Origin of the sequence: Micropruina sp., from assembly GCF_047606665.1 — a bacterium.
Taxonomy (GTDB): domain Bacteria; phylum Actinomycetota; class Actinomycetes; order Propionibacteriales; family Propionibacteriaceae; genus Micropruina.
Map to the genome: position 1 here is coordinate 1 of NZ_JASGEF010000018.1, position 25643 is coordinate 25643.

General features: G+C 67.9%; 21 protein-coding genes. 8 read left to right on the top strand and 13 right to left on the bottom strand.

Annotation, left to right across the window (positions count from 1 at the left end):
* Positions 1-223: 223 nt before the first annotated feature.
* The 3 genes from QM619_RS04405 to QM619_RS04415 form a co-directional block, all read right to left on the bottom strand.
* Positions 224-1009, bottom strand: a complete 786-nt coding sequence (locus QM619_RS04405) for a cytochrome b5 domain-containing protein (RefSeq protein ID WP_415104707.1) — start codon at positions 1007-1009, stop codon at positions 224-226.
* A gap of 95 nt (positions 1010-1104) precedes the next feature.
* Complete coding sequence (locus QM619_RS04410) at positions 1105-1641, bottom strand: rhomboid family intramembrane serine protease (RefSeq protein WP_415104745.1); 537 nt, start codon at positions 1639-1641, stop codon at positions 1105-1107.
* Positions 1642-1851: 210 nt separating this feature from the next.
* On the bottom strand, positions 1852-2199 hold the full coding sequence (locus QM619_RS04415) for a cytochrome b5 domain-containing protein (protein ID WP_415104709.1): 348 nt from the start codon (positions 2197-2199) through the stop codon (positions 1852-1854).
* A gap of 84 nt (positions 2200-2283) precedes the next feature.
* Here QM619_RS04415 and QM619_RS04420 point away from each other — a divergent pair, with 84 nt between their 5' ends.
* The 3 genes from QM619_RS04420 (at position 2284) to QM619_RS04430 (ending at position 5469) form a co-directional block, all read left to right on the top strand.
* Positions 2284-3183: a carbohydrate ABC transporter permease gene (locus tag QM619_RS04420; RefSeq protein ID WP_415104711.1), complete on the top strand. Its 900-nt coding sequence runs from the start codon at positions 2284-2286 to the stop codon at positions 3181-3183.
* Positions 3170-4036, top strand: a complete 867-nt coding sequence (locus tag QM619_RS04425) for a carbohydrate ABC transporter permease (protein ID WP_415104713.1) — start codon at positions 3170-3172, stop codon at positions 4034-4036. The genes QM619_RS04420 and QM619_RS04425 overlap by 14 nt, the downstream gene beginning before the upstream one ends.
* Positions 4037-4107: 71 nt before the next feature.
* Entirely contained in the window at positions 4108-5469 is a 1362-nt protein-coding gene (locus QM619_RS04430; protein WP_415104715.1) for an ABC transporter substrate-binding protein, read from the top strand.
* A gap of 185 nt (positions 5470-5654) precedes the next feature.
* Here QM619_RS04430 and QM619_RS04435 read toward each other — a convergent pair whose 3' ends face one another.
* The 3 genes from QM619_RS04435 to QM619_RS04445 all read right to left on the bottom strand — a co-directional run bounded on the left by QM619_RS04435 (position 5655) and on the right by QM619_RS04445 (position 8809).
* Entirely contained in the window at positions 5655-6512 is an 858-nt protein-coding gene (locus QM619_RS04435) for a carbohydrate ABC transporter permease (protein WP_415104717.1), read from the bottom strand.
* Positions 6509-7444 carry a carbohydrate ABC transporter permease gene (locus QM619_RS04440; RefSeq protein ID WP_415104719.1) on the bottom strand — a complete coding sequence of 312 codons (936 nt, stop codon included), beginning with the start codon at positions 7442-7444 and terminating at the stop codon, positions 6509-6511. Before QM619_RS04440 ends, QM619_RS04435 begins: the two co-directional genes overlap by 4 nt.
* A 96-nt stretch (positions 7445-7540) precedes the next feature.
* Entirely contained in the window at positions 7541-8809 is a 1269-nt protein-coding gene (locus QM619_RS04445; protein WP_415104721.1) for an ABC transporter substrate-binding protein, read from the bottom strand.
* Between the two features lie 251 nt (positions 8810-9060).
* Here QM619_RS04445 and QM619_RS04450 point away from each other — a divergent pair, with 251 nt between their 5' ends.
* From QM619_RS04450 to hemW, 3 genes are all read left to right on the top strand, one after another.
* Positions 9061-10065 carry a LacI family DNA-binding transcriptional regulator gene (locus tag QM619_RS04450; RefSeq protein WP_415104723.1) on the top strand — a complete coding sequence of 335 codons (1005 nt, stop codon included), beginning with the start codon at positions 9061-9063 and terminating at the stop codon, positions 10063-10065.
* 65 nt (positions 10066-10130) lie between these two features.
* Positions 10131-10934, top strand: coding sequence for an S-methyl-5'-thioadenosine phosphorylase (locus QM619_RS04455; RefSeq protein ID WP_415104725.1), 804 nt, complete (start codon positions 10131-10133; stop codon positions 10932-10934).
* Positions 10934-12148, top strand: coding sequence for a radical SAM family heme chaperone HemW (hemW, locus tag QM619_RS04460; protein ID WP_415104727.1), 1215 nt, complete (start codon positions 10934-10936; stop codon positions 12146-12148). Before QM619_RS04455 ends, hemW begins: the two co-directional genes overlap by 1 nt.
* A gap of 115 nt (positions 12149-12263) precedes the next feature.
* Here hemW and QM619_RS04465 read toward each other — a convergent pair whose 3' ends face one another.
* The 7 genes from QM619_RS04465 to QM619_RS04495 all read right to left on the bottom strand — a co-directional run bounded on the left by QM619_RS04465 (position 12264) and on the right by QM619_RS04495 (position 23406).
* On the bottom strand, positions 12264-12842 hold the full coding sequence (locus QM619_RS04465) for a C40 family peptidase (protein WP_415104729.1): 579 nt from the start codon (positions 12840-12842) through the stop codon (positions 12264-12266).
* Between the two features lie 252 nt (positions 12843-13094).
* The gene (gene leuS / locus QM619_RS04470; RefSeq protein ID WP_415104731.1) at positions 13095-15935 is read right to left on the bottom strand and encodes a leucine--tRNA ligase; all 2841 of its coding nucleotides are present in this window, start codon (positions 15933-15935) and stop codon (positions 13095-13097) included.
* 181 nt (positions 15936-16116) lie between these two features.
* The gene (locus QM619_RS04475) at positions 16117-17004 is read right to left on the bottom strand and encodes a hypothetical protein (protein WP_415104733.1); all 888 of its coding nucleotides are present in this window, start codon (positions 17002-17004) and stop codon (positions 16117-16119) included.
* Positions 17005-17184: 180 nt separating this feature from the next.
* Positions 17185-20286: a glycoside hydrolase family 2 TIM barrel-domain containing protein gene (locus tag QM619_RS04480; RefSeq protein WP_415104747.1), complete on the bottom strand. Its 3102-nt coding sequence runs from the start codon at positions 20284-20286 to the stop codon at positions 17185-17187.
* A complete protein-coding gene (locus QM619_RS04485; protein WP_415104735.1) occupies positions 20250-21158 on the bottom strand; it encodes a carbohydrate ABC transporter permease in 909 nt (302 codons plus the stop codon). The genes QM619_RS04480 and QM619_RS04485 overlap by 37 nt, the downstream gene beginning before the upstream one ends.
* On the bottom strand, positions 21158-22072 hold the full coding sequence (locus tag QM619_RS04490) for a carbohydrate ABC transporter permease (RefSeq protein WP_415104737.1): 915 nt from the start codon (positions 22070-22072) through the stop codon (positions 21158-21160). Before QM619_RS04490 ends, QM619_RS04485 begins: the two co-directional genes overlap by 1 nt.
* Positions 22069-23406 carry an extracellular solute-binding protein gene (locus QM619_RS04495; RefSeq protein ID WP_415104739.1) on the bottom strand — a complete coding sequence of 446 codons (1338 nt, stop codon included), beginning with the start codon at positions 23404-23406 and terminating at the stop codon, positions 22069-22071. The genes QM619_RS04490 and QM619_RS04495 overlap by 4 nt, the downstream gene beginning before the upstream one ends.
* Positions 23407-23785: 379 nt before the next feature.
* Between QM619_RS04495 and QM619_RS04500 the strand changes: the two genes are divergently transcribed.
* Together QM619_RS04500 and QM619_RS04505 are read left to right on the top strand one after the other, a co-directional pair.
* Positions 23786-24631, top strand: coding sequence for a DUF3097 domain-containing protein (locus QM619_RS04500; RefSeq protein ID WP_415104741.1), 846 nt, complete (start codon positions 23786-23788; stop codon positions 24629-24631).
* Positions 24631-25428 (top strand): inositol monophosphatase family protein, encoded by a 798-nt coding sequence (locus QM619_RS04505; protein ID WP_415104743.1) that lies wholly within the window; start codon positions 24631-24633, stop codon positions 25426-25428. Before QM619_RS04500 ends, QM619_RS04505 begins: the two co-directional genes overlap by 1 nt.
* Positions 25429-25643 lie beyond the last annotated feature (215 nt).

The window sequence follows — 25643 nt, forward strand, 5'->3', positions numbered from 1 at the left end:
CTGGGGGTTATCCACATCCACCAGAAAGTGGTTCGAGCAGAGACAGCGAGCCGATACCGGTCGGATAACCACCAAAAACTGGTTCCAGTGCCCTCCCGGCACCGGCGACCCACGATGAGCCCGCCAGACCCAGCTCCCACCACCGACGAACAAGCACAAACAGGGCCTTACCAGGCGGTTCGGACGACGACGGACACGGTCGCGCGACGTCGGCGGCGGTCAGTCAGTCGGCGAGCTTGCCGAGGTAGAACTGAGTCAGCTTGCTCTCCGGACGGTTCTGGCCGCTGTGCTGGTTGTTGAAAGCCGAACTTGCGTCGCTGCCACACAGGGCGGTGATCCGGTCGGAACCACCGGGGTGCTGGCCGACCCACTCGGTCAGGTCGTAAACCCCGCCGTTGATCGCGGCCCAGCAGTCGCTCGCCGAGTTGTGCTGCTTCACCTGGTCAAGGGTGTAGCTCTGCTCGGTGGACGCCGTGCCGGACGCGGACGGAGAACCGGACGCCGAGCTGCTGGCCGAGGCCGAGCTGCTGGCCGAGGCGGTGGACGCGGCCGACGACGTCGCCGCGGGCGTGGCCAAGGTGCTGCCCCAGACCGCGGTCGCGCCGCTGTGGCCGACCATCACGGTGACGCCGATCGAGGCGGCGGCGGCAACTGCCGACACCCAGCCCAGGATGCGGGTGAGCGGTGACAGGCTCTGCTTGCCGCGCTGCAGGAAGTACCAGGCCGCGGCCAGCACCAGGGTGGCGATGGCCACCCGCGGCAGCCATTCGCCCCAGGCCATGTGCGCGGCCGGTGTCCCGACCCGTTCGGCGAGCGCCTGCCCCGAGGCGGCGGCGACCAACGAGGACGCGGCACCGGCGGCCAGACCTAACAGCGTCAACCCGGCGTAGCGGGTGCGCAGCCGGCCGAACAGCACGCAGGCGATCAGGCCGAGCGCCGAGAGCGGCAGCAGGACCACGACCGCGTGCACGACCAGCGGATGGAGGGGGAGTCCGAAGACGTCGTACATGGGCCAGCTCCTCGTCGTGCGCGCGGCGATCAGGACTGTTGACGTGTCAACAATACCGTCCGGGGCGCCCCAGCCAATGGCTGGAACTCGACGAGTCAGGCCGATCTGCGGACACCGCGGCTCCGGTGCGGGAACCATGCCGCCAGCACCCCGCCGATCGCGCCGCCCAGATGCGCCTGCCAGGACACACCCGCCTGGGTGGGCAGCACGCCCCAAAGAATTCCGCCGTAAATCGCGAAGATCACCACCGCGAGCAGGATCTGCTTGCCGTTGCGGGCGAAGATGCCGCGGGTCAGCAGATAGGTGAGCCATCCGAAGATCAGCCCACTGGCGCCGATGGTGACGGTGTTGGGCGGGCTGAGCAGCCAGGCGAACAGGCCGCTGACCACCACCGCCCAGAGCGTGGCGAACACCGCGCGCAGCGCTCCGCCGAGCAGCACCAGGAACCCGAATACCGCGAACGGCAGCGTGTTGGCGATCAGGTGCGGCCAGCCGGCGTGCAGCCACGGCGCGAGAAACACCGACGGCAGCGAGGCGATGTCCCAGGAGTGGATGCCCAGTGCGTCGAGCGCGCCGGGCGTCACCTGGTCGACCAACTCGACCAGCCACATCACCGCGACCGCGACGCCGATCACGATGCCGGCGGACGCGGACCGAACCGGTGCGTTCGCCTTCATGGTCAGGCTGCGTGAACCGGTCATGAGCCCAGTCTGCCCAACGCCGCCAAGGGAAGCGCTGATCAATGCTGTTCCGAGCGAGGACGTGCCCGGTGGGATGAGCCGCAGATCGCCCGTCCGGGTGCGCCGCAGCCGGGACATGATTGATCAGCGGTTCCCAAGGTGTCAGGCGAGGTCGCCGACCCGGAACTGCGCCAACTGGTCGTTGGGTTTGGACTGGCTGTCGTGCTGATTGCGGAACGCCGTGGTGGCGTCCGTGCCGCACAGGGGGACGATCTTGTCCGGACCGCCGGGGTGGAGGCTGATCCACGAGGTGAGGTCGTAGACGCCGCCGTCGACCGCGGCCCAGCAGTCGTCCTTGGTGTTGTGCTTTGCGACGTCGGCCAGCGAAAAGGTGAGGGTCGCCGACGCGCTCGCCGACGGGGCGGACGCGCCACTGCAGCCGGACAGGGGGAGCGCGGTCAGGACGAGGACCGCCAGGGGTGCCAGCAGGGTGCCGGTACGGAGCTTCATGCGCGAAGCCTACTGAGTGATCGGACGGAGTCCGCTCCACCGACCTCGAGCGCGGGCTGGGACGAGCGCGACTAGGCTCCTGGTGTGCCCACGCTTCACGCGACCCGGACGTCCCGGCGGATGCGACACGGCCGGCTGGCCAGCGTGCTGCTGGCGCCCAGCCTGTTCGGGCTGGCGGTGTTCTTGCTGTTCCCGATCCTGGTCGTGATCTGGCTGTCGCTGAACCGCTGGGACCTGCTCAGCCCGATGCGCTTCGTCGGCCTGGACAACTACGTCGACGTGCTGAGCGACCCGACCTTCGGCAACTCGATGCTGCGCACGGTCATCTTCGTGGCGTCGGTGATTCCGCTGCAGACCGCGTTGGGGTTGTTCTTGGCCGTGCTGCTGTCCCGCGGGCTGCCCGGCTCCGGGCTGTTCCGGGTGATCTACGTGATCCCGTGGATCTGCGCCCCGCTGGCGTTGGGCGTGGTGTGGAAGTGGATCCTGGCCCCCTACGACGGCGCGCTGAACACCCTGCTCGGGCTCGACGTGGAGTGGCTCTCCGACCCGGCGCTGGCGATGCCGGCGGTGGCCGGGGTGACCGTCTGGTCGCAGGTCGGCTACACCACGTTGTTCTTCATGGCCGGGCTCGCGGCGATACCCGAGCCGGTCGTCGAGGCGGCCCAGCTGGACGGCGCCGACGGCTGGCAGATCTTCTGGCAGATCAAGCTGCCGCTGCTCGGCCCGACGTTGTTCTTCGTGCTGGTCACCGGCGTGATCTCGGCCTTCCAGGCCTTCGACCAGATCTACGCGCTGACCCCCAACGGCGGCCCGGAAGGCACCACCGACGTGATCGCCAGCCGGATCTACCTGGAGGCGTTCCAGGGGGCCTTCAACCTGGGCCGGGCCTCGGTGATGGCGCTGGTGCTGTTCGTCATCCTGGTGGTGGTCACCGTGGTCCAGCAGCGGTACTTCGCCGAGAGGATCACCTATGACCTCAGCTGAACCCCGCGTCCGGCGCCGCCGGGTCACGCTCAGCAAGCCGGCGGCGGACGTCCTGACCTACCTGGTGCTGATCGGCTCCGCGCTGCTCACCCTGGGCCCGTTCGCGCTGAGCTTCATGACCGCGCTCAAGTCGCCGCAGCAGTTCGCGTCCGAACCGGCGCTGAACCTGCCGAACCCGGTGACCTTCGAGAACTTCCGCACCCTGTTCGGCGGCGACTACGGCTTCGTCTCGCCGATCGCGGTGACCGCCCAGGTGGTCGCGGTGGTGCTGGTCGGCCAGCTGGTGTTCTCGATCATGGCCGCCTACGCCTTCGCGAAGCTGCGGTTCGCCGGACGGGACGTGCTGTTCTGGGTCTACCTGGCCACCCTGATGATCCCGCAGGTCGTGATCGTCATCCCGCTCTACACGATGATGGTGCAGACCGGCCTGCGGAACACCTTCTGGGCGCTGGTGCTGCCGTTCATGTTCGGCTCGCCCTACGCGGTGTTCCTGCTCCGCGAGCACTTCCGCGGCATTCCGGACGACCTGATCGACGCCGCCCGGATCGACGGCGCCGGCGACTGGCGGATCCTGTGGCAGATCGTCGCCCCGCTGTCCCGCGGCATCGTCTCCACCCTGGCGATCATCACGGTGGTCAGCCACTGGAACAACTTCATGTGGCCGCTGATCATCACCACCGGGCGCGACTGGCAGGTGATCACCGTCGCCACGGCGAACCTGCAGAGCCAGTACAACGCCAACTGGACGTTGGTGACGGCCGCTACCACGGTGGCGATGGCGCCGCTGCTGGTGCTCTTCGCGGTCTTCCAGCGGACGATCGTCAGTTCGATCTCGCTGACCGGCTTCAAGTGAGACTCCCTGGAGTGGGAACGGTCGGCGGCGAATGATGTGATGATTGACGCAACCAATACGAGGAGGATCCTGTGAGATCGGCACACACGCTGGGACGTCGGACATTCGTGACCGCGGTCGCCGCCGCGGTGGCGCTGGGCGCGGCCGGTTGTTCGCCCGCCGCCCAGCAGCAGAGCCAGTCGAGCGCGTCGACCGGTGCGCCCGTCACCGTCACCGTCCGGCTCTGGGACGAGCAGGTGCAGAAGGCGTACGACGCCTCCTTCGCCGAGTTCACCAAGCAGAACCCGAACATCACCGTGAAGACGGTCCTGGTGCCCTGGGCCGACTACTTCACAAAGCTGCGCACCGACGTCAGCGGCGGCAACGCCGACGACATCTTCATGATGAACGGCTCCTACCTGCAGCCCTACGTGACCTCCGGTGCGCTGATGGAGATCGGCTCCGACTTCGACGCCGAGAAGGGCGAGTGGGTGCCGGCCGCGGTCGAGCAGTACACCCGCGACGGCAAGCTGTGGGGCGTCCCCCAGCTCACCGACGGCGGGATCGCCGTCTACTACAACAAGAAGCTGCTGGACGACGCCGGCATCACCCCCGAACAGCTCAGCGGGCTGACCTGGGCGCCCGGCGGCGGCAGCGACGACACGCTGTTGCCGATCCTGAAGAAACTGACCGTCGACTCCTCCGGCAAGCGCGGCGACGAGAGCGGCTTCAACGGCGCCAAGCCCAAGCAGTGGGGCTACTCGGCCGCTCAGGATCTGCAGGGGATCTATTACAACTTCATCGGCTCCAACGGCGGCCAGTTCCAGGACGACACCGGCAAATTCGTCTTCTCGTCGGCGGAGTCGACCGCCGCCTTCCAGTACATCGTCGACCTGATCAACAAGTACAAGGTGTCGCCGGCGGCGTCCAACACCAACGACAACGGCGACTTCACCAAGAACCAGTTCCTGCAGGGCAAGATCGCGCTGTTCCAGTCCGGCGTCTACAACCTGAAGAACGTCTCCGACGGCGCGGAATTCGAGTGGGGCATCGCGCCGTTGCCGGCCGGACCCAAGGGTGCGGTGTCGGTGGTCAACTCGGTGATCGTCTCCGGCAATGCGAAGTCGAAGAACCCCGACGCGACCAAGAAGGTGCTGCAGTGGATGGGGTCGGCCGAGGGGGCCACGTTCATCGGCTCCACCGGTGCGGCGATGCCCGCCGTGACCAGTGCCCAGTCGGCGTTCACCGACTACTGGAAGAGCAAGAACGTCGATCCGTCGCAGTTCGCCAAGCAGGGTGGCATGCCGGCGATCTCCGCTCCGGCCGGCGAGAACTACGGGGCGGCGTTCAGCGCCTGGAAGCCGACCTTCAACGAGATCTTCCTGGGCCGGACGCCGGTCGCCGACGGTCTGAAGAAGGCCGAGGCGGCCGCCAACAAGGCCGCGGCGTCCTGAGTTCTCACTGACGCTCGAAAAGGTGGGCGCGTCAGCCGGTCGGTCGACGCGCCCACCCTTTTTGTTCACGGCCTCCCAGGAGCGCTGGTCGTTGATTGAGTGTGTCGAAACCGCTTGCCAGGATGCGTTCGAGGTCTCGACAGGCTGGACCAACGACAGTCGGCGTAGTAATGGATGTGGCTCGGCTACTTCACGCCGCCGGCGGTCAAGCCGCTGATGATCCGGCGCTGGAAGATCAGCACCAGAATGATCAACGGAACCGTGACGATGACTCCGGCGGCCATCTGTGTGCCGTAGGGTGTGTCGAACTGGCTGATTCCGGAGAATTGCGCGATCGCCACCGTGACCGGTTGTGAGGCGGGGGTCTGCGACATCGAGTTCGCGATCATGAACTCGTTCCAGGCCGAGATGAACACCAGGATCGCGGTGGTGAAGACCCCCGGAACGGCAAGCGGCAGAATGATCCGGCGGAATGCCTGGACGGGGGTGCAGCCGTCCACCAGCGCCGCCTGCTCCAGCTCCCAGGGCATTGCGCGGAAGAAGCTGGTCAGAATCCACACGCCGAGCGGCAACGAGAAGCTGATGTCGGGAATGATCATCGCGCGGAACGTGTCGATCCAGCCCAGGTCGGCGAACAGCTGGAACAGCGGGGTGAGGATCGCGACACCGGGAAACATCGAGGTTGCCAGGAAGAGTCCGAGCACCAGCGTCTTGCCACGAAACTCGAGCCGGGCGATCGCGTAGGAGGCGAAGACGCCGAACACCAGCGCCACCACGGTGACGCTGCCCGCGATGATCAGGCTGTTGCGCAGCGCCAGCATGAAGGTGTTCTGAGCGCCGAACACAGCCTCGTAGTTCATCAACGTCGGCTGGGCCGGAATCAGCGCATTGTCGAAGATGGCGCGCGGGTCTTTCAGGCTGGACACCAGCATCCAGTAGAACGGTGCCAGGCAGAAGAAGGCCATCGTCACGATGCCCAGGTAGAGTCCGACGATGTTCCACCGAATCTTGCGCGTCGGTGCGGTGCTGACCGCTGTGCTCATCGCTTGCCTCCGCTCGATGGCTTCCCGCCGGTGTCCACCGCGTTGACCCCGAGGGCACGGACGAAGAAGTAGGCGGTGATGAAGATGAACAGGAAGGTGAGCGTGGCCAGCGCACCGCCATAGCCGGGTTTGAGCTGGCTCAGCGTCGAACGCACCACCAGAATCGACATGGTGGTGGTGCCGTTGGCGCCATTTGTCATGATCGCCGGCAGGTCGTACATGCGCAGGGCGTCAAGCAACCGGAACAGCAACGCCACCAGCAGCGCGGGCTTGACCAGCGGCAACGTGATGAAACAGAACCGCTGCCAGGCGCTGGCTCCGTCGATCTTGGCCGCCTCGTAGACGTCCTCGGGAATGACCTGCAGGCCGGCCAGGATCAGCAAGGCGATGAACGGCGCGGTCTTCCAGGTGTCGGCGATGATGATCGCCACCGTCGAGGGAACCTGAGATCCGGTCCAGACGATCTCTTGGCCGAGCAGGGCGTTCACGATGCCGGAGGGGTCGAATGCCCACTTCCACAGCACCGCCGCGACCGCGGTCGGCACCGCCCACGGCACCAGCACGCTGGCCCGCAGCAGACCGCGTCCCCGGAATGCCCGGTTCATCAGCAGGGCCATCGCCAACCCCAGCAATGCCTCCAGTATCAGCGTCACAGCGGCGATGAAATAGGTGAAGCCGGTGGCCTCCCAGAACTCCTTGGCCCCCAGCCCCCACAGTGCGCGCTGGTAGTTGCCGACCCCCACGAAGGACGGATTGCCGATCGCGTCGCCCCACAGCGAACGCACCAACGACTGGATGATCGGATAACCGATCACCACCGTCAGGATCAGAATGGACGGAATCACCAGCCAGAAGGCGAGCCGTCCCTCACCTCGATTGCGTTCCGTGACCCGGCGCCGTTCCGACCGGCGGTGGATAGAGGTGGCGGACATGGGCTCGCCTTCCGTGCTGGTGCGTTGATTCGTCGGTCGAGCCTGTCGAGACCCCGGAGACCGGCACTTCGACAAGCTCGACCAGCGACGGGACGACTACTGAATGGCCTGCTGCAACTCGGCCGCCATCTGCTTGATCGCGTCGTCCACCGACATCCGTCCCTGCAGTGCCTCGTAGCCGTTCTTCTGAATGGCCAGGCTCACGGCGTTGTAGTTGGGGGTCTGCGGACGTGGCACTGCGGTCAGCTCCGACTTCTGCAGCGTGGGCAGGTAGGGCGACAGCTTGACCATCTCGGGATCGGTGTAGAGCGCCGTCCGCACCGATGCCTGGTTCATCACGCTGACCAGCACGCGCTGGGCCTCGTCGGACTGCATCCACTCCACCCAGGCCTTCGCCGTTCCCTTGTTCTTGGAGTAGGCGGAAACCGCGAGGTTGATGCCGCCCAGCGACGACACGCCGACACCGTTCTGGCCGGGCAGCTGCGCCATGTCGAATTTGCCCTTGATCTTGGAGTCCTTCGCGCTGGCCGCGGTGTAGACGTAGGGCCAGTTGCGCAGGAACAGCAGCTTGCCCTCCAGGAACGCGTTGGCGCTCTCCTGCTCCTTGTAGGTGATCGCGGCCTGGTTGACGTCGCCGTTCTTGAACATGTCGACCAGGTGCTGCAGGCCGGCGCGAGCCTCGGGAGAATCGACGGTCACCGTCTTTCCGTCGGCGCTGAGGAAGGATCCGCCGGCGGAGTTGATCGCCTCCGCGACATTCACGGTGAGGCCCTCGTATTGCGAGAACTGGCCTGCGTAGCAGTCCATCTTGTTCGCCTTGGCGATCGCGCAGTCCTTCTCCAACTCGGCCCAGGTGGTGGGCGGCGTCTTCACCAGGTCGGAGCGGTAGTAGAGCAGGCCGGCGTTGGTCATGAACGGCGCGCCGTACATCATCCCGTCGTAGGTGGCGGACGCCTTCGCCGCCGGCAGGATCGCGTCGCCGCCGACCTTGGCGGCGTCCAGTGGCTCCAGCCAGCCTCGGGCGGCGAACTCGGAGGTCCAGACCACGTCCTTCCAGATCACGTCGTATTTGCCACTCTTGGCCTGGAAGTCTTGGACGAAGGAGTTCCGCTGGTCGTCGGGGGAGGCGGCCAGTTCCAGGAACGTGACCTTCTGGTCGGGGTGGGCCTTGTTCCACACGTCGATCAGCTGCGGCATGGCGCCGGTGAGGTCCTTGCCCGAGGCGAAGGTGATCGGGCCGATCCCTTCGGCGGCGGGCGCGCTGGTTCCCGACGACGGGGCGGCCGGGCTGCCGCACCCGGCCAGTACGCCGCCGATCAACGCCGTGGTCGTGATGGCCGCGACGAGTTGTGTCTTGGTACGCACGTGCTCTCCTTCGAGTCTGTGAATCCGTCCCGGTGCCGCGGTGCATCGGGGTTACGGACGCGAGCGGCGTCCCTCTCGACTCTGCCGCACGCTCCGAAGCGTGTCAAGCAATCGCTTGCTCATGATGCAGGGTCATGACCTAGCCATCGGATTGAGTAGCTGAAATGTTCGCTGGTGAGAAGCGTGGACCTGAGTAACCGCTTGCCCAGGTTTCGGCGGTACGCTCAACCCGCAATTGCGGAAGGCTGCCGATGAGTGTCACGCTGAAGGACGTCGCCCAGATCGCCGGGGTCTCCACAGCCTCGGCCTCGCGTGCCCTGCGCGGCTTCGAGACGGTCGACCCGACGATCCGCGAGCGAGTGCTCAACGCCGCCCAGCGGCTCGGCTACGTCGGTTCGCACGCCGCCGCGGCGTTGGCCACCGGCCGGGCCGGAAGCGTCGCGATCATCACCCCCTTCCTCGACCGGCTCGCCTTCCAGCGGATGCTCAGCGGCGTCCATCGGGTGCTGCAGGGCGCGCGGGTCGACATGCTGGTGCACTGCACCGGCGACCCGAGCGATCCGCATCCGGTGCCGCCACATCGCCGGCTGGCGCGTCGCGTGGACGGCTTCATCGTGCTCTCGTTCACCGCGGACAGCCCCGACATCGCCGATCTGTTGCGCCTGGACGTGCCGGTGGCGATGTTCGGTGCGCATGCCTACGGCACCTCCAGCGTCCACATCGACGACCGGGCCGGCGCCGCCTCCGCGGTCGAGCATCTGCTGACCGGCGGCCACCGGAGGATCGGGGTGATCTACGGACGCGAAGCGGACAGCACGGTGGTTCTCGAATCCGAACGGCACCGGGGCGTCCGGGACGCCTTCGGGCGGGCCGGCCTGTCGCTGGCCGACGACCTGGTCGTTCCCGGCGACTTCACCCTCGCCGGCGGCGTCCGGGCGATGACCCTGCTGATGGAGCTCGCCGAGCCACCTACCGCGGTCTTCGCGTTCTCGGACGAGATGGCCTACGGCGCGATCCAGGCGCTGCGGGCCAAGGGACTGCAGGCCGGCACGGATGTCGCGCTGATCGGCTACGACGGCCACGACCTGTCCGCGGCGCTCGATCTGAGCACGGTGAGCGTGCCGTTCGAAGAGATCGGGTCGACGCTGGCCCGGCAGCTGCTGGCCCGGATTCAGCAACCCAGCCTTCCGGACGCGCGCGAGTTGCTGCCAACCCAGCTGGTGACCCGGTTCTCCAGCCGGGCGCGATCGGTGTGACGGGGCCGGCGATGTGGGTTGGAGACCCGCGGAATGCCGCTGTCGGGCGGCACTAGAGTCTTCCCGTGCGCGCAGACATCGGGATCATCGGCGGTTCGGGCTTCTACGACTTCTTCGCCGATGCCGAGTCGGTCGTGGTCGACACACCGTTCGGTGAGCCGAGTGCACCGGTGTCGGTCGGGGAGGTGGCCGGGCGCTCGGTGGCGTTCCTGCCTCGGCATGGACGCCGGCATCAGTTCCCGCCGCACCGGGTGAACTACCGGGCCAACCTGTGGGCGCTGCGCGCGATCGGCGTCCGCCAGGTGGTGGCGCCGTGCGCGGTCGGCGGGCTCCGCGCCGACCTCGAACCCGGCACCTTCGTGGTGCCCGACCAGGTGGTCGACCGGACCTGGGGCCGTCCGCACACCGTCTGGGACGCGATCGGCCCGGTGGTGCACACTTCGTTCGCCGACCCCTACTGCCCAACCGGCCGGGACGCGCTGCTGGCCGCGGACGCGTCCGCGGTCGACGGCGGCACCCTGGTGGTGATCAACGGACCGCGATTCTCCTCCCGCGCCGAGTCGCAGTGGCATGCGGCCGCCGGCTGGTCGGTGGTCGGCATGACCGGCATGCCGGAGGCGTCCGTGGCCCGCGAGCTCGCGATGTGCTTCAGCACGGTCTGCATGATCACCGACGCGGACGCCGGCGTCGAAGGCCCCGGCGTGTCGCATGCCGAGGTGATGCAGGTGTTCGCCGGCAACATCGAACGGTTGAAGTCGATGCTCGTCTCGGTGATCGGCGCGCTGCCCGCACCCGAACCGGACGCCACCGCGTCCTGCCTGTGCCGCCGCGCGCTCGACGGCCAGCGGCTGCCGTTCGAGTTGCCCTGATGCCGTCGGCGCTGCCATCGGGCGAACCCGCACCCGAGGACGGATCGCTGCCCGATTCAGCCCTGGCCGAGTTGGCCGAGGCTCCGGCGTCGCTCTATCTGCATGTGCCGTTCTGCGCCACCCGCTGCGGGTACTGCGACTTCAACACCTACACGGCCGCCGAACTGGGCTCGGCGCCGGGAGCCTCCCGACAGGCGTTCCTGGACGCCGCGCACGCCGAACTGGCGTTGGCGGCGCGGGTGCTGGGGCCCCGCCCGATCGACACCGTGTTCGTCGGCGGCGGCACCCCCACCCTGCTGCATGCCGGCGAGTTGGTCGGTCTGTTGGACGCCGCCCGCGCACATTTCCCCTTGTCGGACGGCGCGGAGGTGACCACCGAATGCAACCCGGAATCGGTGGAGGCCCGCTACCTGGAGGCGCTGGCGGCCGGCGGCTTCAACCGGATCTCGTTCGGCATGCAATCGGCCCGCGGCCATGTGCTGAGGGTGCTGGAACGTACCCACACCCCCGGCCGGGTCGCTGACGTGGTGCGTTGGGCGCGGGCGGCCGGCTTCGGCTCGATCAGCCTGGACCTGATCTACGGGACGCCGGGGGAGTCGCTCGACGACTGGCGGACTTCGCTGGAGGCCGCACTGGCGCAGCAACCCGATCATGTGTCGGCCTATGCCCTGATCGTGGAGGAGGGCACCCGGCTGGCCGCCCAGATCCGCCGCGGGGAGGTCCCGGCACCGGTCGACGACCTGCAGGCCGACTGCTACGAACTGGCGGACGCGTTGCTGTCGGCGGCGGGAATGGGATGGTACGAACTGAGCAACTGGAGCCGTTCGGGCCATGAATGCCGGCACAACCTCGCCTACTGGCGTGGCGGCACCTGGTGGGGCGTCGGACCGGGGGCGCACTCGCACGCCGGCGGCGTCCGCTGGTGGAACGTGAAGCATCCGCGCCGGTACAGCGCGGCGCTGCAGGCCGGACGCAGCCCGGCGGCAGCCCGCGAGGTATTGGACGCCGATGCCCGCCGGGTCGAGCGGGTGCTGCTGGAGTCGCGGCTGGCCGACGGGCTGGAGACTGACGTGCTGACCGCGTCCGAGCGGGCGCGGCTGCCCGGATTGGTGGTGCGCGGATTGGTGGAGATCGGCGAGAACGACAACCGACTACGACTCACCCTGCGCGGCCGGCTGCTGGCGGACGCCGTCGTCCGCGATCTGCTCGATTAGCTCGATCAACCAAGGCCAGCCGGTCGGGCGTCCGACCCCGCCGTTGGCGCGTGCATCGGGTTCTCGGACGTTCCCAACCGGCCGGGGTCTTTGTTCTCCCGTGCGGAAGGGGAGGTCAGCGAATGACGCGACGTGCCGAGTGGTAGTGGCCGTACTTCTTCAGGTTGGAGATTTCCAGATCGTCACGGGTATTGCGCGCGTGCACGATCTTGCCATTGCCGATGTAGATGGCGACGTGACTGACCGGGCTGTAGAAGAAGACCAGGTCGCCGGGCTTCAGGTTCTTCCTGGCGACCTTGGCGCCCTTTGTGGCCTGGGCGCGGGACGAATGCGGCAGGTTGATGCCGACCTTCTTGAACGACCACACCACGAACCCGGAGCAGTCGAAGCTGTTCGGGCCGGCCGCGCCCCACTTGTACTGACCCTTGGCGACCTTGGACTTGGCGGCCCTGATCACCGCGTCCGCCTTGGCCTTGAGCTTCTGCGCCTTGGTCTGCTTCTTCACCGGGTCGGAACTGACTCCCGTGGGAGCGACCGTCGTGGCAGTGGTCGAAACCGCTGCCAGCGGCGCGGTCGGACCGACGCTCGGCGAGATCTCGTCGGCACGTGCCTGCGGCATGCCGGGTCCCACCAGCAGGGCCAGCGAGACGGTCGCGGTCGCTGCGATGGAGAACGCGGATTTACGGACGGACATGAAGTCGGCCTCCCAAAGGATGTAGACAGAGACGCTGAGAAGCAGATGAACTGAACCTGAATCCAAGCTGAGAGGGACCCTAACTGCTGAGTTCGGCTATGGCAAACCGGCGCCGGATGGCTGCTCTGCCAGAGCGTCACCCAGATCACAGGCTGCGACACAGGAGATGGCCGCGAACAGGCCCGTTCCTAGGGGAGATGCACGAGGGGCCACCGCCCGCTGGCGGTGGCCCCTCGGGGTCGGAGTCGGAGATCAGGTCGGCACGACGTTGACCAGCTTGGGAGCCCGGACGATCACCGTCCGGACGCCGTTCGGGGTCTCGTCGGCGATCCGCGGCAGCGCCAGGGCCTGGGCGCGCAGGGCGTCCTCGGCGATGTCGGCGGGCACCTCCAGCCGAGCCCGCACCTTGCCCTTCACCTGGACGACGCAGGTGACCGTGTCGTCCACGATCAGCGCCGGGTCGGCGACCGGGAACGGCTCGAAGGCCAGCGATTCGGCATGCCCCAGCCGAGACCACAGCTCTTCGGCGATGTGCGGGGTCAGCGGCGCCACCATCAGCAGCATCGGCTCGATGGCGTCCCGCGGGACGGCGTCCAGCTTGGTCAGCACGTTGTTGTACTCGGTCAGCCGTGCGATCGCGGTATTGAACGACAAACCTTCGTAATCGCGGGTGACCGCATCAATGGTCTTGTGCAGCGCTCGCTTCGTGGCGTCGTCCAATGGGGTCTCGACGATGCGCACTGCTCCGGTGACCTCGTCGATCACATTGCGCCACAGCCGCTGCAGGAATCGCTGCGAACCGACCACGGCACGGGTTTCCCACGGCTTGGATTGATCTAGCGGACCCATGCCCATCTCGTAGATCCGGAAGGTGTCGGCGCCGTAGGAGTCGTACATGTCGTCGGGGGTGACGATGTTCTTCAGCGATTTGCCCATCTTGCCGTATTCGCGGAAGACTTCCTCGCCGCGCCAGGCGTAGCCCACCTCGCCGTTCGCGCCGGCGACCTCTTCGACCTCCTCGGCGGGCACGGTCTGCCCGCGGGAATCCCGGTAGGCGTAGGCCTGGATGTAGCCCTGGTTGTACAGCCGGCGGAACGGTTCGGCCGAGCTGACCTGGCCCAGGTCGAACAGCACCTTGTGCCAGAACCGGGCGTACAGCAGGTGCAGCACGGCATGCTCGACGCCACCCACGTACAGGTCGACGCCGCCGACGTCCTCAGCATTCTCCGGGCCCATCCAGTACCGCTCCACGTCCACGTCCACGAAACGGTCGTGGTTGGCCGGGTCCAGATAGCGGATCTCGTACCAGCACGAGCCGGCCCACTGCGGCATCACGTTCAGCTCGCGCCGGTAGGTCTTGGGCCCGTCGCCCAGGTCCAGCTCAACCTCGACCCAGTCGGTGACCCGGCCCAGCGGCGGCAACGGCTCGGAGGTCGAATCGTCCGGCTCCAGCGCCTGCGGGCTGTAGTCGTCGATCTCGGGCAGTTCGACCGGCAGCATCGACTCGGGCAGCGCGATCGGGTGTCCGGACTCGTCGTAGACGATCGGGAACGGCTCGCCCCAGTAGCGCTGCCGGCTGAACAGCCAGTCGCGCAGCTTGTAGGTGACGGTCTCGACGCCGTAGCCCTTGGCGGTCAGCCAGTCGATCATGGTCCGCTTGGCGTCGGCCATGTTCAGGCCGTTCAACGAGATCTCGTCGTTGGCCGAGTTGATCGTCGGGCCGTCACCGGTGAACGCGGTGTTCTCGTCGTGGCCTTCGGACGGCTGCACGGTGCGGACGATCGGCAGGTCGTAGGCCTTGGCGAAGTCCCAGTCGCGCTCGTCCTCGGCCGGCACGGCCATGATCGCGCCGGTGCCGTACCCCATCAGCACGTAGTCGGCGATGAAGATCGGGATCAGTCGGCCGTCGACCGGGTTGACGCCCCAGGCGCCGGTGAAGACGCCGGACTTGTCCTTGTTCTCCTGGCGCTCCAGATCGGTCTTGCGGGCCGCCGCCTCCCGGTAGGCGGTGACCGCCTCCGAGGGGGACGAGGCCCCACCCGTCCAGGCGTCCTTGGTGCCCTCCGGCCAGGAGTTCTCACCAGGGGTGATGGCGTCCACGATCGGATGCTCGGGCGCCAGCACCATGAAGGTGGCGCCGAACAGGGTGTCCGGACGGGTGGTGAACACCGCGATCGCCGCCTCGTGGCCGTCCACGGCGAAGGTGACGGACGCGCCGGTGGAGCGGCCGATCCAGTTGCGCTGCATCGCCTTGACCTTGTCCGGCCAGTCCAGCCGGTCCAGGTCGGCCAGCAGTCGGTCGGCGTAGGCGGTGATCCGCATCATCCACTGCTTCATGTTCCGCTTGAAGACGGGGAAGTTGCCGATGTCGGAGCGGCCCTCGGCGGTGACCTCCTCGTTGGCCAGGACCGTGCCCAGGCCGGGGCACCAATTCACCGGTGCCTCGGAGACGTAGGCCAGCCGGTAGGAGTCGACGATGGCGGCGCGCTCGGCGGCGTCCAGCTCGGCCCAGGGGCGGTCGGACGGCGTGGGCCGGGCGCCCGACTCGAACTCGGCGATCAGCTCGGAGATCGGACGCGCCTTGTCGGCGTCCGTGTCGTACCAGGAGTTGAAGACCTGCAGGAAGATCCACTGGGTCCAACGGTAGAACTCGACGTCGGTGGTGGCGACGCTGCGCCGGTCGTCGTGGGCCAGGCCCAGCCGGCGCAGCTGGCGCCGCATATTGGCGATGTTCGCCTCGGTGGTGACCCGCGGATGATGCCCGGTCTGCACCGCGTATTGCTCGGCGGGCAGCCCGAAGGCGTCGTAGCCCAGGGCGTGCAGCACGTTGCGGCCGCGCATCCGCTGGTAGCGGGCCCAAGTGTCGGTGCCGATGTAGCCCAGCGGGTGGCCGACGTGCAGGCCGGCGCCGCTGGGGTAGGGGAACATGTCCAGCACGAACAGCTTCTCGCGTCCGCCGACCTTCTCGGGCTCGGCCCACACGCCGGTCGGGTTCGGGGCGTGGAAGGTGCCCTCGGCGTCCCAACGGTCCTGCCAGGCGGTCTCGATCCGGCCGGCCAGCTCGGCGGTGTAGCGGTACGGGGTCTCGCTCATCTCATCCTTCGTTCACTCTGCTCTCGGACATGAAAAAGCCCCTCACACAAGGAGGGGCGCCGCGATGACGAGGTCAGCGCGGCTGGCGAAGCAGAAGTCGGCGTGCCACGGCGCGATTGTACCGCACCCTTTCCGGGTGGCGGCGCCGATCACCGGTGGTCTCGGCCGGATTCCCCAGCTCTCAGGCCCGGACGGGCGGCTGGAGTTGTCGGGCCAGGCAGACGTTCTCGACCTGCTTCTTCGTCAGGCTGGGATTGTTCCTCGTGCACCACCGGTTGATTTCGGCTTCGGTATCCGCGCCGGGATCGGCGATGGTGACCCAGATCGTGTGACCCCAGTCGCGTTGCCGGCCGAAGTCGGTCGCTCGCAGCAAACTGACGGGGACGCCCTTCTTCTCGAACCGTTTCCGCAGCGTGGTGTGCTCGGCGAGGATGTCGGCCAGGTGGAAGGTGTGGCTGCCGTTCGCGGCGGTCTGCGTCCGGTCGACCACACCGTCGTATTTGCTGGCGAGTTGCGCGATCCAGCGTCCGTCCAATTCGATTCCGGCGAGGTCCTCTTTGCGTTGCTGGGCGAGCGCGGTTGCCGGGTCGGGGTTCTTGGTGTCATTCGGCTTGTTGCCTGTCGGCGACGTGGAGGACGTCGTCCCGGACGAACTGGTCGTCGGGCTGGCCTCGGCTGTCGTCGATGAGGTCGGGCCGGGTGTTGCCGTGCCGGGGTCACCCTGGCCCCGGTAGATGACGAAGCCCACCACGAGAGCCGCGGCTACGCCGCAGACGATCAGGACGATGGGGCCGGTGCGTGCCCGCGGCGACTGCGGGGGCAAGGGTTGCGGGGGCGGAAGCAATGTGGGTGGCGGTCCGGTGCTGCCGCTCGGCGGAATCGCCGACCCGGACTGGTAGGGGTAGCCGGGTTGGCCGGCCGGCGCCGGAGCTCCGGGCGGGTAGCTGGCGCCGGGCTGTCCGGCTGGTGGCGTTGCCGACCATTGCTGCGGACCCCAGGTCGGCGGCTGGGCGGGTGTGTCCTGGACCTGGACGGGCTCACCGCAGGCGCCGCAGAATCGGCTGCTCACTTGAGCACCGCATCGACCGCAGTACGCCATTCCAGCCTCCCGATGACGGCAGGATCGTAGCAATCGGCCCCGGCGACGTGAAAGGACCATCTGGTCCGCACGAACCTCGCCGGATCGGGCTCGGCCGTCCGCGGCGGACCCCACCGGGCGGCCCACCGATCGGCGGGCCACCCGGTGGGGTCAGCGAACCCGGAACCGGAGCACTCGTGCCTGCGGACGCAGGGCGTACTCGGGCCAGACGTCCGGGCCGCAGGCTCGTGAGCCGAGACCGTGCTGTGCGGCGTCGAGGTAGAGGTAGGTCGCGGACGGCGCCGGCAGTTGGTGCGGGTGCGCCGCGGCGTCCAGTTCCTGGCCGGTGTGCGGGGTGAGGGTGAATCCGGGCAGCCGGCCGGCGGCGTCCGGGATCGCGTCGAGCCGCAGCCGGTCGGTCTCGCCGGTGCGCAGGGTGAGCGACCGCAGATCGCTGCGGTGTCCGGTCTCCTGCGGCCACGCGTAGGGGACGGTCAACGCGGCGAGCGTGGCCGTATAGCGGCCGACCAGGGCGGCGCGGCGACTGTCCGGATAGGACTCGTGCGGCCCGGTGCCGAACCAGGACGCCCCGTCCACCGAGGTCGGCAGGTCGAACCGGACGCCGAGCCTGGGCCAGGTGTGGTCCCAGCCGGCACTCGGTTCGAGACCGATCCCGAGTTCCAGGACGCCGTCGACGAGCGTCCAGCGGACGTCGCTGACCACGCTGAGTCGCGTGTTCGCCGCCGCCCAGCGGGTCCGGACGTGAAGCTCGGTCGGCGAGCCGGCGCGGGCGAGCACCCGTGGTGTCAGGCGATGCAGCCCGGCAGCACGCCAGACGGCCTCGGACGAGGGTGCCGGCTGCGCGCGCCAGGGCGCCGCCCACGGGTTTGCCGGTGTCGCGCCGCCGGGCGGGTCGTAGCTGCCGAACGCTGCTCCACGGTCGTTGTCGGTGGGCCCGCGCCACAGTTCCAGCCTTGGGCCGGACGCCGGCAGTCCGGCCAGCGCGATCAGGTCGCCGCCGGCGAATTCGGCCGGGCCCAGCCGATCGGGCAGCGGGCCGGTGACCGAGGGAACCGTCCCCGGTGACCGAGGGAACCGTCCCCGGTGACCGAGAGAACCGTCCCCGGTGACCAGGTGATGCTGTTCCAGTCGATGTTGGGCCGTGACCAGCACATGCCCGGCGTCCGCCCAGACGGTGCCGGACGCCAGCACGGCCTCGACGCTCAGCCACAGTTCGCCGTTGTCAGCAACCTCACGGTCTCCGGTCGAGATGTCGGGCAGGGGGACCCGCGCCGAGTCGCCGGCCGGGATCACCGGCACCTCCAGCGTGCCCGAGCAGACCGGGTCGCCGTCCAGTTCGGCGCGCCACCGGAACACCACGTCGGAGGAGTCGGCGCTGTGTCGCAGGTTGCGCACCTCGATGCCGTCGTCGACGGCGATCCGGAACGGAGCGACCACCTGCTTGAACTCGTGCAGGCCCGGCGTGGGGGTGTCGTCGGAGAGCACCAGGCCGTCCATCACGAAGTTCCCGTCATGGACGACCTCGCCGAAGTCGCCGCCGTAGCCGAAGAACTCCACGCCGTCGGCCGTCCGGGTGCGCAGGCCGTGATCGCGCCACTCCCAGACGAACCCGCCGTGCAGCCTCGGATAGCGCTCGATCAGCTCTTCGTACTGGTCGAGGGCGCCTGGCCCGTTGCCCATCGCATGGGCGTACTCGCAGAGCAGGAACGGCTTGGTCCGCTGCCGGGCCGATTCGGTCACCGAACAGGCCAGCAGCGGTTCCAGCGATTCGCTGCCGATCGAGGCCACCTCGGGCACCGAGGCGTACATCCGGGAGTACACGTCGGTGTACCGCCCGGCGTAGTCGCCCTCGTAATGCACCGGACGCCACGGGTCGCGGTCATGCACCCAGGCCGCCATCGCGGCCAGGTTCTGACCGGTGCCGGACTCGTTGCCCAGCGACCACAACACGATCGAGGGATGGTTCTTGTCCCGCTCCAGCGTCCGCTCCATCCGGTCGAGCAGCGCGTCGCGCCAGGCCAGGTCGTCGCTGGGATTGTCCAGCCAGCCGCCCGCCTCGAAGCCGTGGGTCTCCAGATCGCACTCCAGGATCACCCAGAACCCGAGCTCGTCGCACAGGTCGAGCAGCCGCGGATGCGGCGGATAGTGGCTGGTCCGGATCGCGTTCACGTTGAACCGCTTCATCTGGGCCAGATCGTCCCGCGCCCACGCCTCGTCGAAGACGCGGCCGCGGTCGGGGTGGGTCTCGTGCCGGTTGACGCCATGGAAGACCACACGGGTGCCGTTGACCAGGAACCGGTCGCCGTCGACGGTAACGGTGCGGAAGCCGATCCGCAGCGACACCGTCTCGCCGGCGCTGCGCACCGTCGCGTCGTACAGCCGGGGGAGTTCGGCCGACCAGGGCTGCACCCCGTCCACCAGCACCGGGGCAACCTCGGACGCCGAGCGCCAGACGGTTTCGACGCCCAGTTCGGGAATGCTCAGCGTGACCGGGTAGGCATCCGGTTCGGCAACGATCTCCGGGGCCAGCGAACCGACGCCGTCGGCGTAGCCGGTGCGCAGCCAGACATCGTCCAGGGCGCCGACGGGGCGCGCCAGTAGAGTGACGTCGCGGAAGATGCCGGGCAGCCACCACTGATCCTGATCCTCCAGGTAGCTGGCCGCCGACCACTGATGGACCCGCACCACCAGCAGGTTCTCGCCCGCCCGGACGGCGTGCGTCACGTCGAACTCCTGGGCCAGCCGGCTGCCCGAGCCGACCCCGATCTCGACACCGTTGAGCCACACCCGGTAGCGCGACTCCACACCGTCGAAGCGCAGCAGCACCGCCGCCGCGCCCTCGAACGAGGCGGGCAGTTCGAAGCAGCGCCGGTAATCGCCGGTCGGGTTGTCGTCCGGGACGAACGGCGGGTCGATCGGGAACGGGAACTGCACATTGGTGTAGATCGGACGCCCATAGCGTCCGTCGCCGTGCAGCACCCAATGCGCTGGGACGGGCAACTCGTCCCAGCCCGAGTCGTCGAAGCCCTCGCCGGCCACGTCGTCCGGACCCTCACCGGGCGGCAGCACGTCGAGCGCGCCGCCGGGCGCACCGGGCAGCAGCCGGAACCGCCAGGTGCCGTTCAGGGACAGCTCGGGTGCGTCGCTGCGCAGCCGGGCACGGGCAGGGGCCCGAGTACCGGACCCGGGCCCCCGATCGAGCAGATAGTGCGGAGTTACTTCACCGCTCCTTCCGTGAGGCCGCCGCGCCAGAAGCGCTGCAGGACGATCATGGCGATCGCCAACGGGATCACCGACAACAGCACGCCGCCGGTGGTCAACTCGTAGAACTCCGGCAACCGGTCGACCTGACCGAGCCAGTTGTTCAGGCCCAGGGTGATCGGGTACAGGGTGGAGTCGGCCAGCATGACCAGCGGCAGGAAGTAATTATTCCAGATGCCGATCAGCTGGAAGAGGAAGACCGTCACCAGCGCTGGGGTGAGAATGTTCAACCCGACGGTGTGGAAGATCCGCAGCTCGCTGGCGCCGTCCAGCCGAGCCGCCTCCAGCAGCGCGTCGTCCACTGTGGCGTGGGCGTAGATCCGGCACAGGAACAGCCCGAAGGGCGAGACCAGCGACGGGATCAGCACGCTCCAGTAGGTGTTGGCCAGACCCATCTGGCTGAACATCAGGAACAGCGGCAGCGCCGTGGCGGTGCCGGGCACCAGCACACCGCCCAGGATGATGCCGAAGATCAGGTTGTTCCCCTTGAACTGGTACTTGGCCAGCGCGTAGCCGCCGGCCGCCGCCAGATAGGTGGCCAGCAGCGCGCCGACCACCGCGTACAGGATCGAGTTCATGAACCAGCGGACGAAGATCCCGTTGTCGTAGGTGACGACCTGGACGATGTTGTCCCACAGCGCGAAGTTGGGCGCGAACCAGAAGCCGAAGGTGGCGAACAGGTCCTCGTTGGTCTTCGACGCGGCGACCAGCACCCAGTAGACCGGGACGATGAAGTAGAGCGCCACCAGGGTCAGGATGCCGGTCACCAGGATCGTCATGCCGGTGGACTGGCCGGCGGAGCGATTGGCGTGGTTGGTGGATTCCTTCGTCGCCTTCGTGGGCTTCGCAGTCGTGGTGGTCATCAGCTCTCCCGGTTGGTGAGGCGCAGGAACAGGAACGAGAGGACGAACGCAACCACTGCGATCAGCACCGCCTGTGCCGCCGCGACGTTGTAGTCGTTGTAGGCGAACGCCGTGGTGAAGGCGGAGAGGTTGGGCGTGTACTGGCTGTCGATCGCGGGCGCCACCTTGGTCAACACCTGCGGCTCGGCGAAGAGCTGCAGGGTGCCGATGATCGAGAACACAGTGGTCAGCACCAGCGCCGGGGCGATCAGCGGGATCTGGATCCGCCAGGCGATCTGGTACGGGGTGGCGCCGTCCACCCGTGCGGCCTCGTACAGCTCGTTCGGGATCGCTTTGAGTTGCGCGATGATGATCAGCATGTTGTAGCCGGCGTAGCTCCAGGTGACGATGTTGGCGATCGACCAGAGCACCGCGCCCTGACCCAGGAAGTCGGCGTCGATCCCCATCATCTTGGCCACGTCGATGATCGGGCTGAGGCCCGGCACATAGAGGAACGACCACAAGATGGTCGCAATCACGCCGGGGACGCCGTACGGCATGAAGTAGGCCGCCCGGAAAAGCCCCGGCCATTTCGCCGACGCCGATTCCAGCAGCAGCGCCAGAATCGTGGCGGCGACGATCATCACCGGCACCTGGACGATGCCGAACAGCAACATGCGGCCGATCGAGGCGATGAAGTTGCCGTCGCCGATCGCCTGGGCGTAGTTGTCGAAACCGGCGAAACCGCTGGTCACTCCCTCTTCGCCGAACAGCCCGGCGCGGGTCACCTTGGTGAAGCTGGAGCCGACTGCGGTGATGATCGGGAAGATGAAAGTGAGCACGAAGAGCACCAGGAAGGGCGCCAGCAGAATCCAGGGCGCGCGCTTGGCGGCGGCGTTGGGTCCGCCGCGCCGGCTCGGAGATGCGGTGGTCATGCCTGCCCCTTTCGAATGCTCAGACCCTTGTTCTGGAAGGCCTGCAGAATCAGCTTCTCGGCGTTGGCGACGGCGTCCACCAAGGTGCCGCCGTTGGCCTTACGGCGGAATCCGTCGGCCAGGATGTTGAACGACTGCTGGGTGATCGGCCACCACTTCCAGTCGGCGTTCTGCTCGGCCGCGGCCGGCACGAAGATCTCTTCGTTGTAGTTCTGGCCGCTGAAGAACTCGGACGGCTGCTGCCGCTTCGCGCCGATGTAGTCGGCGGCCGGCGACCAGCCGATGCCGCTGTTCTCGATCATCGCGTCCACGCCGGCATGCGAGCTGTTCAGCCAGACCGCGAACTCCAGCGCCTCTTTCGGATGCTTACTGCTGGCCAGCACAGCCGAGGTAGAGCCGCCCCAGTAGCTGGAGCCGAAGCCAGTGTCCCAGCGCGGCATCGGGGCGACCCGCCATTTGCCGGAGCCGTTTGCCACGCCCTCGATCAGTGCGTCGGCCCAACTGGCTCCGGTCAGTGCGGCGATGCCGCCGTTGGCGCAGGCCGCGAACCAGGCGGGGGAGAAGGCGGTGAACTCGGTGGTCACGACGCCGGCGTCGATGGCCTTGTCGAAGAACCGGGCCACCTTCATCGTGGCATCGTCGGTCATGTTGATCACCCAGCCGTCGTCGGCGGGGGTGAGCCATTCGGCGCCGGCCTGGGTGGCGACGGAGCAGAAGAAGCTGGCGTCCGAGAGCGGGAAGCACTCCAGGTACGAGCCGGCCTTGCGGATCTCGGTGGAGACACTGAGCCAGTCGTCCCAGGTCTTCGGCGGGGTGGCACCTACCTTGTCGAGGATCGCGGGCTGGTAGTAGAACGCCATCGGCCCGGAGTCCTGCGGAATGCCGTAGACGCCGCCGGTGAAGCTGACCTGGCTCCACAGTGTCTTGTCGAATTTGGCGGCGTGCTCGGCGGCGCCGTAGCGGTTGAGGTCGACCAGGCCGTTGACCAGCATGAACTCCGGGATGGAGCGCATCTCGATCTGGGCCAGGTCGGGGCCGCCGCCGGCTGCGAGCGCCGAGTACATCTTCTGGTAGCCGCCGCCGCTGCCGCCCGGGATCCAGACGGCTTGAACTTCGATGTCGGGGTGTTCGGCGTTCCAGACGTCCGCCACCTTCTGTAGATCTTTCAGCCAGGCCCAGTAGGTCAGGGTGATCTTCTCGCCTGGTGCCTTCGCGGGGATCACCGGACGGGAGTTGATCGAGGTCGTGCCGGGGGTCGCGCAGCCACCGAGAGCTGCGGCAGCCGCGGTGCCCAGCCCCACGCCGAGCAATCGGCGTCGTGAAAGTGTTCGCATGTGCCTCCACATCATCGTGAGTAGGGGTGTCGGCCGGGCCGACGCCCGAGGTGGTCGCAACGTACCACAAAGGAAAGGCCGAGTAACGACTCGGATTTCCTATTGGGTTCTCAGCGGCTGTTGCGGCAACCGGCGCCCAGAAGTCGGAGCCGAGCGGGCCGCCGAAGTCCCGGACGCCGGGGTTCTCGGCGGTGGGCGCGAAGACCCTGGCGCCATGATCACGGCGGGTGGCCTGATCACTCCGGTCGGGCCCTGCGTCCGGATCGCGCCAGCGCAAAATCTCCTTCATCGCGAGTCGGGAGAACTCTGCGGAATCGCCAACGCGCGGGCCAGCACGGGATCCGGCCAGGGCCGGTCCGGAATCGCTAGGGTCGAGGGCGTGAGTCGATACCCACGCGATGTCCTGGCGCCCGGCTGGCAGCGGGCCGGAAAGCCGACCACCGTCGAGGTTCCCGCCCAGATCGGCATGGTGCTGGAAGACCCGAGTTCCGGCTTCGTCGGTGCCCTGATCAAGCTGGAGAACGGTCTGCTGGTGCTCGAAGACCGCCGGGGCAAGCGGCGCAGCTTCCCACTCGGTCCGGGCTTCTGGCTCGACGGCAAGCCGGTCGCCATCACCGCGCCCAAGCGGCAGCCGTCCGGACGCCCCACGCACACGGCGTCCGGCTCGCGGGCGAGCGCCACCCGCACCCCGGCGAAGGTCGCGCTGCCCAGCCGGATCTACGTCGAAGGACGGCACGACGCCGAACTGGTCGAGAAGGTATGGGGCGACGACCTGCGGCACGTCGGCGTGGTGGTGGAGTACCTGGGCGGCATCGACGACCTGCCCGCGATCGTCGCCGAGTTCGCTCCGCAGCAGGGACGCCGGCTCGGCGTCCTGGTCGACCACCTGGTGCCCGGCTCGAAGGAGTCGCGGATCGTCGAGCAGGTGACCAGCCCGTGGGTGTTCGTCACCGGCCATCGCTTCATCGACATCTGGACGGCGGTGAAGCCGTCGGTGCTGGGGTTGCAGGCGTGGCCGGACGTGCCACGCGGGCAGGACTATAAGGAGGGGCTGTGCCGGGCGCTGGGCTGGCCGGCCCGGACCCAGACCGACATCGCCAACGCGTGGCGGCACATTCGATCCAAGGTGACGTCGTGGCGCGATCTCGACCCCGCGCTGCTGACCGAAGTGGAGAAGCTGATCGACTTCGTCACCGCCGACCACGCCGACACTTTGGAGCCGTGATGACCGGGAAAGCAATGGACACCACCGCGGTGGCCGAGATCATCCGTCAGGTCGCCGCCGAGGAGATCGTGCCGAGGTTCCGGTCGCTGGCCGATGACGAGATCATCGAGAAGAAGCCCGGCGACGTGGTCACGGTCGCCGACCGGCTGGCCGAACAGGTGCTCACCCGCATCTTCCGCGCGCACGACGCCGACTGTTTGGTGGTCGGCGAAGAGGCCGTCTACGCCGACCCCGCACCGCTGAGAGCGCTGCCCACGGCCGAGTTGGCCTGGGTGATCGACCCGGTGGACGGCACCCGCAACTTCGCCGACGGCAAGCCGGATTTCGCGGTGATGGTGGCCGAGGTGCGTCGGGGTGTGACCACCCGCGGCTGGATCTGGCAGCCGATGCACGACCGGATGTACATCGCCGAGCGGGGCGCCGGGGTGACCTGCAACGACGTCCCGTTGAGCCGGCAGCGGGTGTCCGAGCCGTTGATCGGCGCGCTGCACGGCCGTTGGGGACGTCCGCGTGGCGACCTGCCCGGGAACGTCCGGCTGACTCGGCTGGCGGCGTGTTGCGGCGTGGACTACCCAGATGTGATCGAGGGCCGGAAGGCCTTCGTCGGCTACTGGTCGATGAACCCCTGGGACCATCTGCCGGGTGCCCTGATGCTGGACGAGATGGGTGGCCGGATCGCGACCACCGACGGACGCCGCTACGCAGCCGGGGTGACCGGAGGGTTCCTGGTCGGCGCCCAAACCCCCGAGGTCTGGCAGTTGGCCGCCGACCTGGCGAAAGATCAGTTCGCCCGCTGATCGTGGACGGCGGACGCTTCGTCGTCCCATGCTCGGACCGTCGTCCTCCGGTGCGTGTTGTTCGTCATCCCGTGCTTGACACGGGATCTCGACGTAGAGGATGTAAGTGCCTCGCCGGTAGGGGCGTGTGACCCTGAACTTGACTGACCGCCGAAAAGGGTGTCCTTGATCTGATCCGTCCACGACTCCCTGCCGGTGGGGTGACTGACGAGAGC

Excerpts from the sequence above, each read along its gene's own strand:
- QM619_RS04425 (WP_415104713.1), top strand. The coding sequence starts at position 3,170 with ATGACCTCAGCTGAACCCCGCGTCCGGCGCCGCCGGGTCACGCTCAGC.
- leuS (WP_415104731.1), bottom strand. The coding sequence starts at position 15,935 with ATGAGCGAGACCCCGTACCGCTACACCGCCGAGCTGGCCGGCCGGATC.
- QM619_RS04490 (WP_415104737.1), bottom strand. The coding sequence starts at position 22,072 with ATGACCACCGCATCTCCGAGCCGGCGCGGCGGACCCAACGCCGCCGCC.
- QM619_RS04435 (WP_415104717.1), bottom strand. The coding sequence starts at position 6,512 with ATGAGCACAGCGGTCAGCACCGCACCGACGCGCAAGATTCGGTGGAAC.
- QM619_RS04440 (WP_415104719.1), bottom strand. The coding sequence starts at position 7,444 with ATGTCCGCCACCTCTATCCACCGCCGGTCGGAACGGCGCCGGGTCACG.
- QM619_RS04505 (WP_415104743.1), top strand. The coding sequence starts at position 24,631 with ATGACCGGGAAAGCAATGGACACCACCGCGGTGGCCGAGATCATCCGT.
- QM619_RS04450 (WP_415104723.1), top strand. The coding sequence starts at position 9,061 with ATGAGTGTCACGCTGAAGGACGTCGCCCAGATCGCCGGGGTCTCCACA.
- hemW (WP_415104727.1), top strand. The coding sequence starts at position 10,934 with ATGCCGTCGGCGCTGCCATCGGGCGAACCCGCACCCGAGGACGGATCG.
- QM619_RS04495 (WP_415104739.1), bottom strand. The coding sequence starts at position 23,406 with ATGCGAACACTTTCACGACGCCGATTGCTCGGCGTGGGGCTGGGCACC.
- QM619_RS04405 (WP_415104707.1), bottom strand. The coding sequence starts at position 1,009 with ATGTACGACGTCTTCGGACTCCCCCTCCATCCGCTGGTCGTGCACGCG.
- QM619_RS04415 (WP_415104709.1), bottom strand. The coding sequence starts at position 2,199 with ATGAAGCTCCGTACCGGCACCCTGCTGGCACCCCTGGCGGTCCTCGTC.
- QM619_RS04485 (WP_415104735.1), bottom strand. The coding sequence starts at position 21,158 with ATGACCACCACGACTGCGAAGCCCACGAAGGCGACGAAGGAATCCACC.
- QM619_RS04465 (WP_415104729.1), bottom strand. The coding sequence starts at position 12,842 with ATGTCCGTCCGTAAATCCGCGTTCTCCATCGCAGCGACCGCGACCGTC.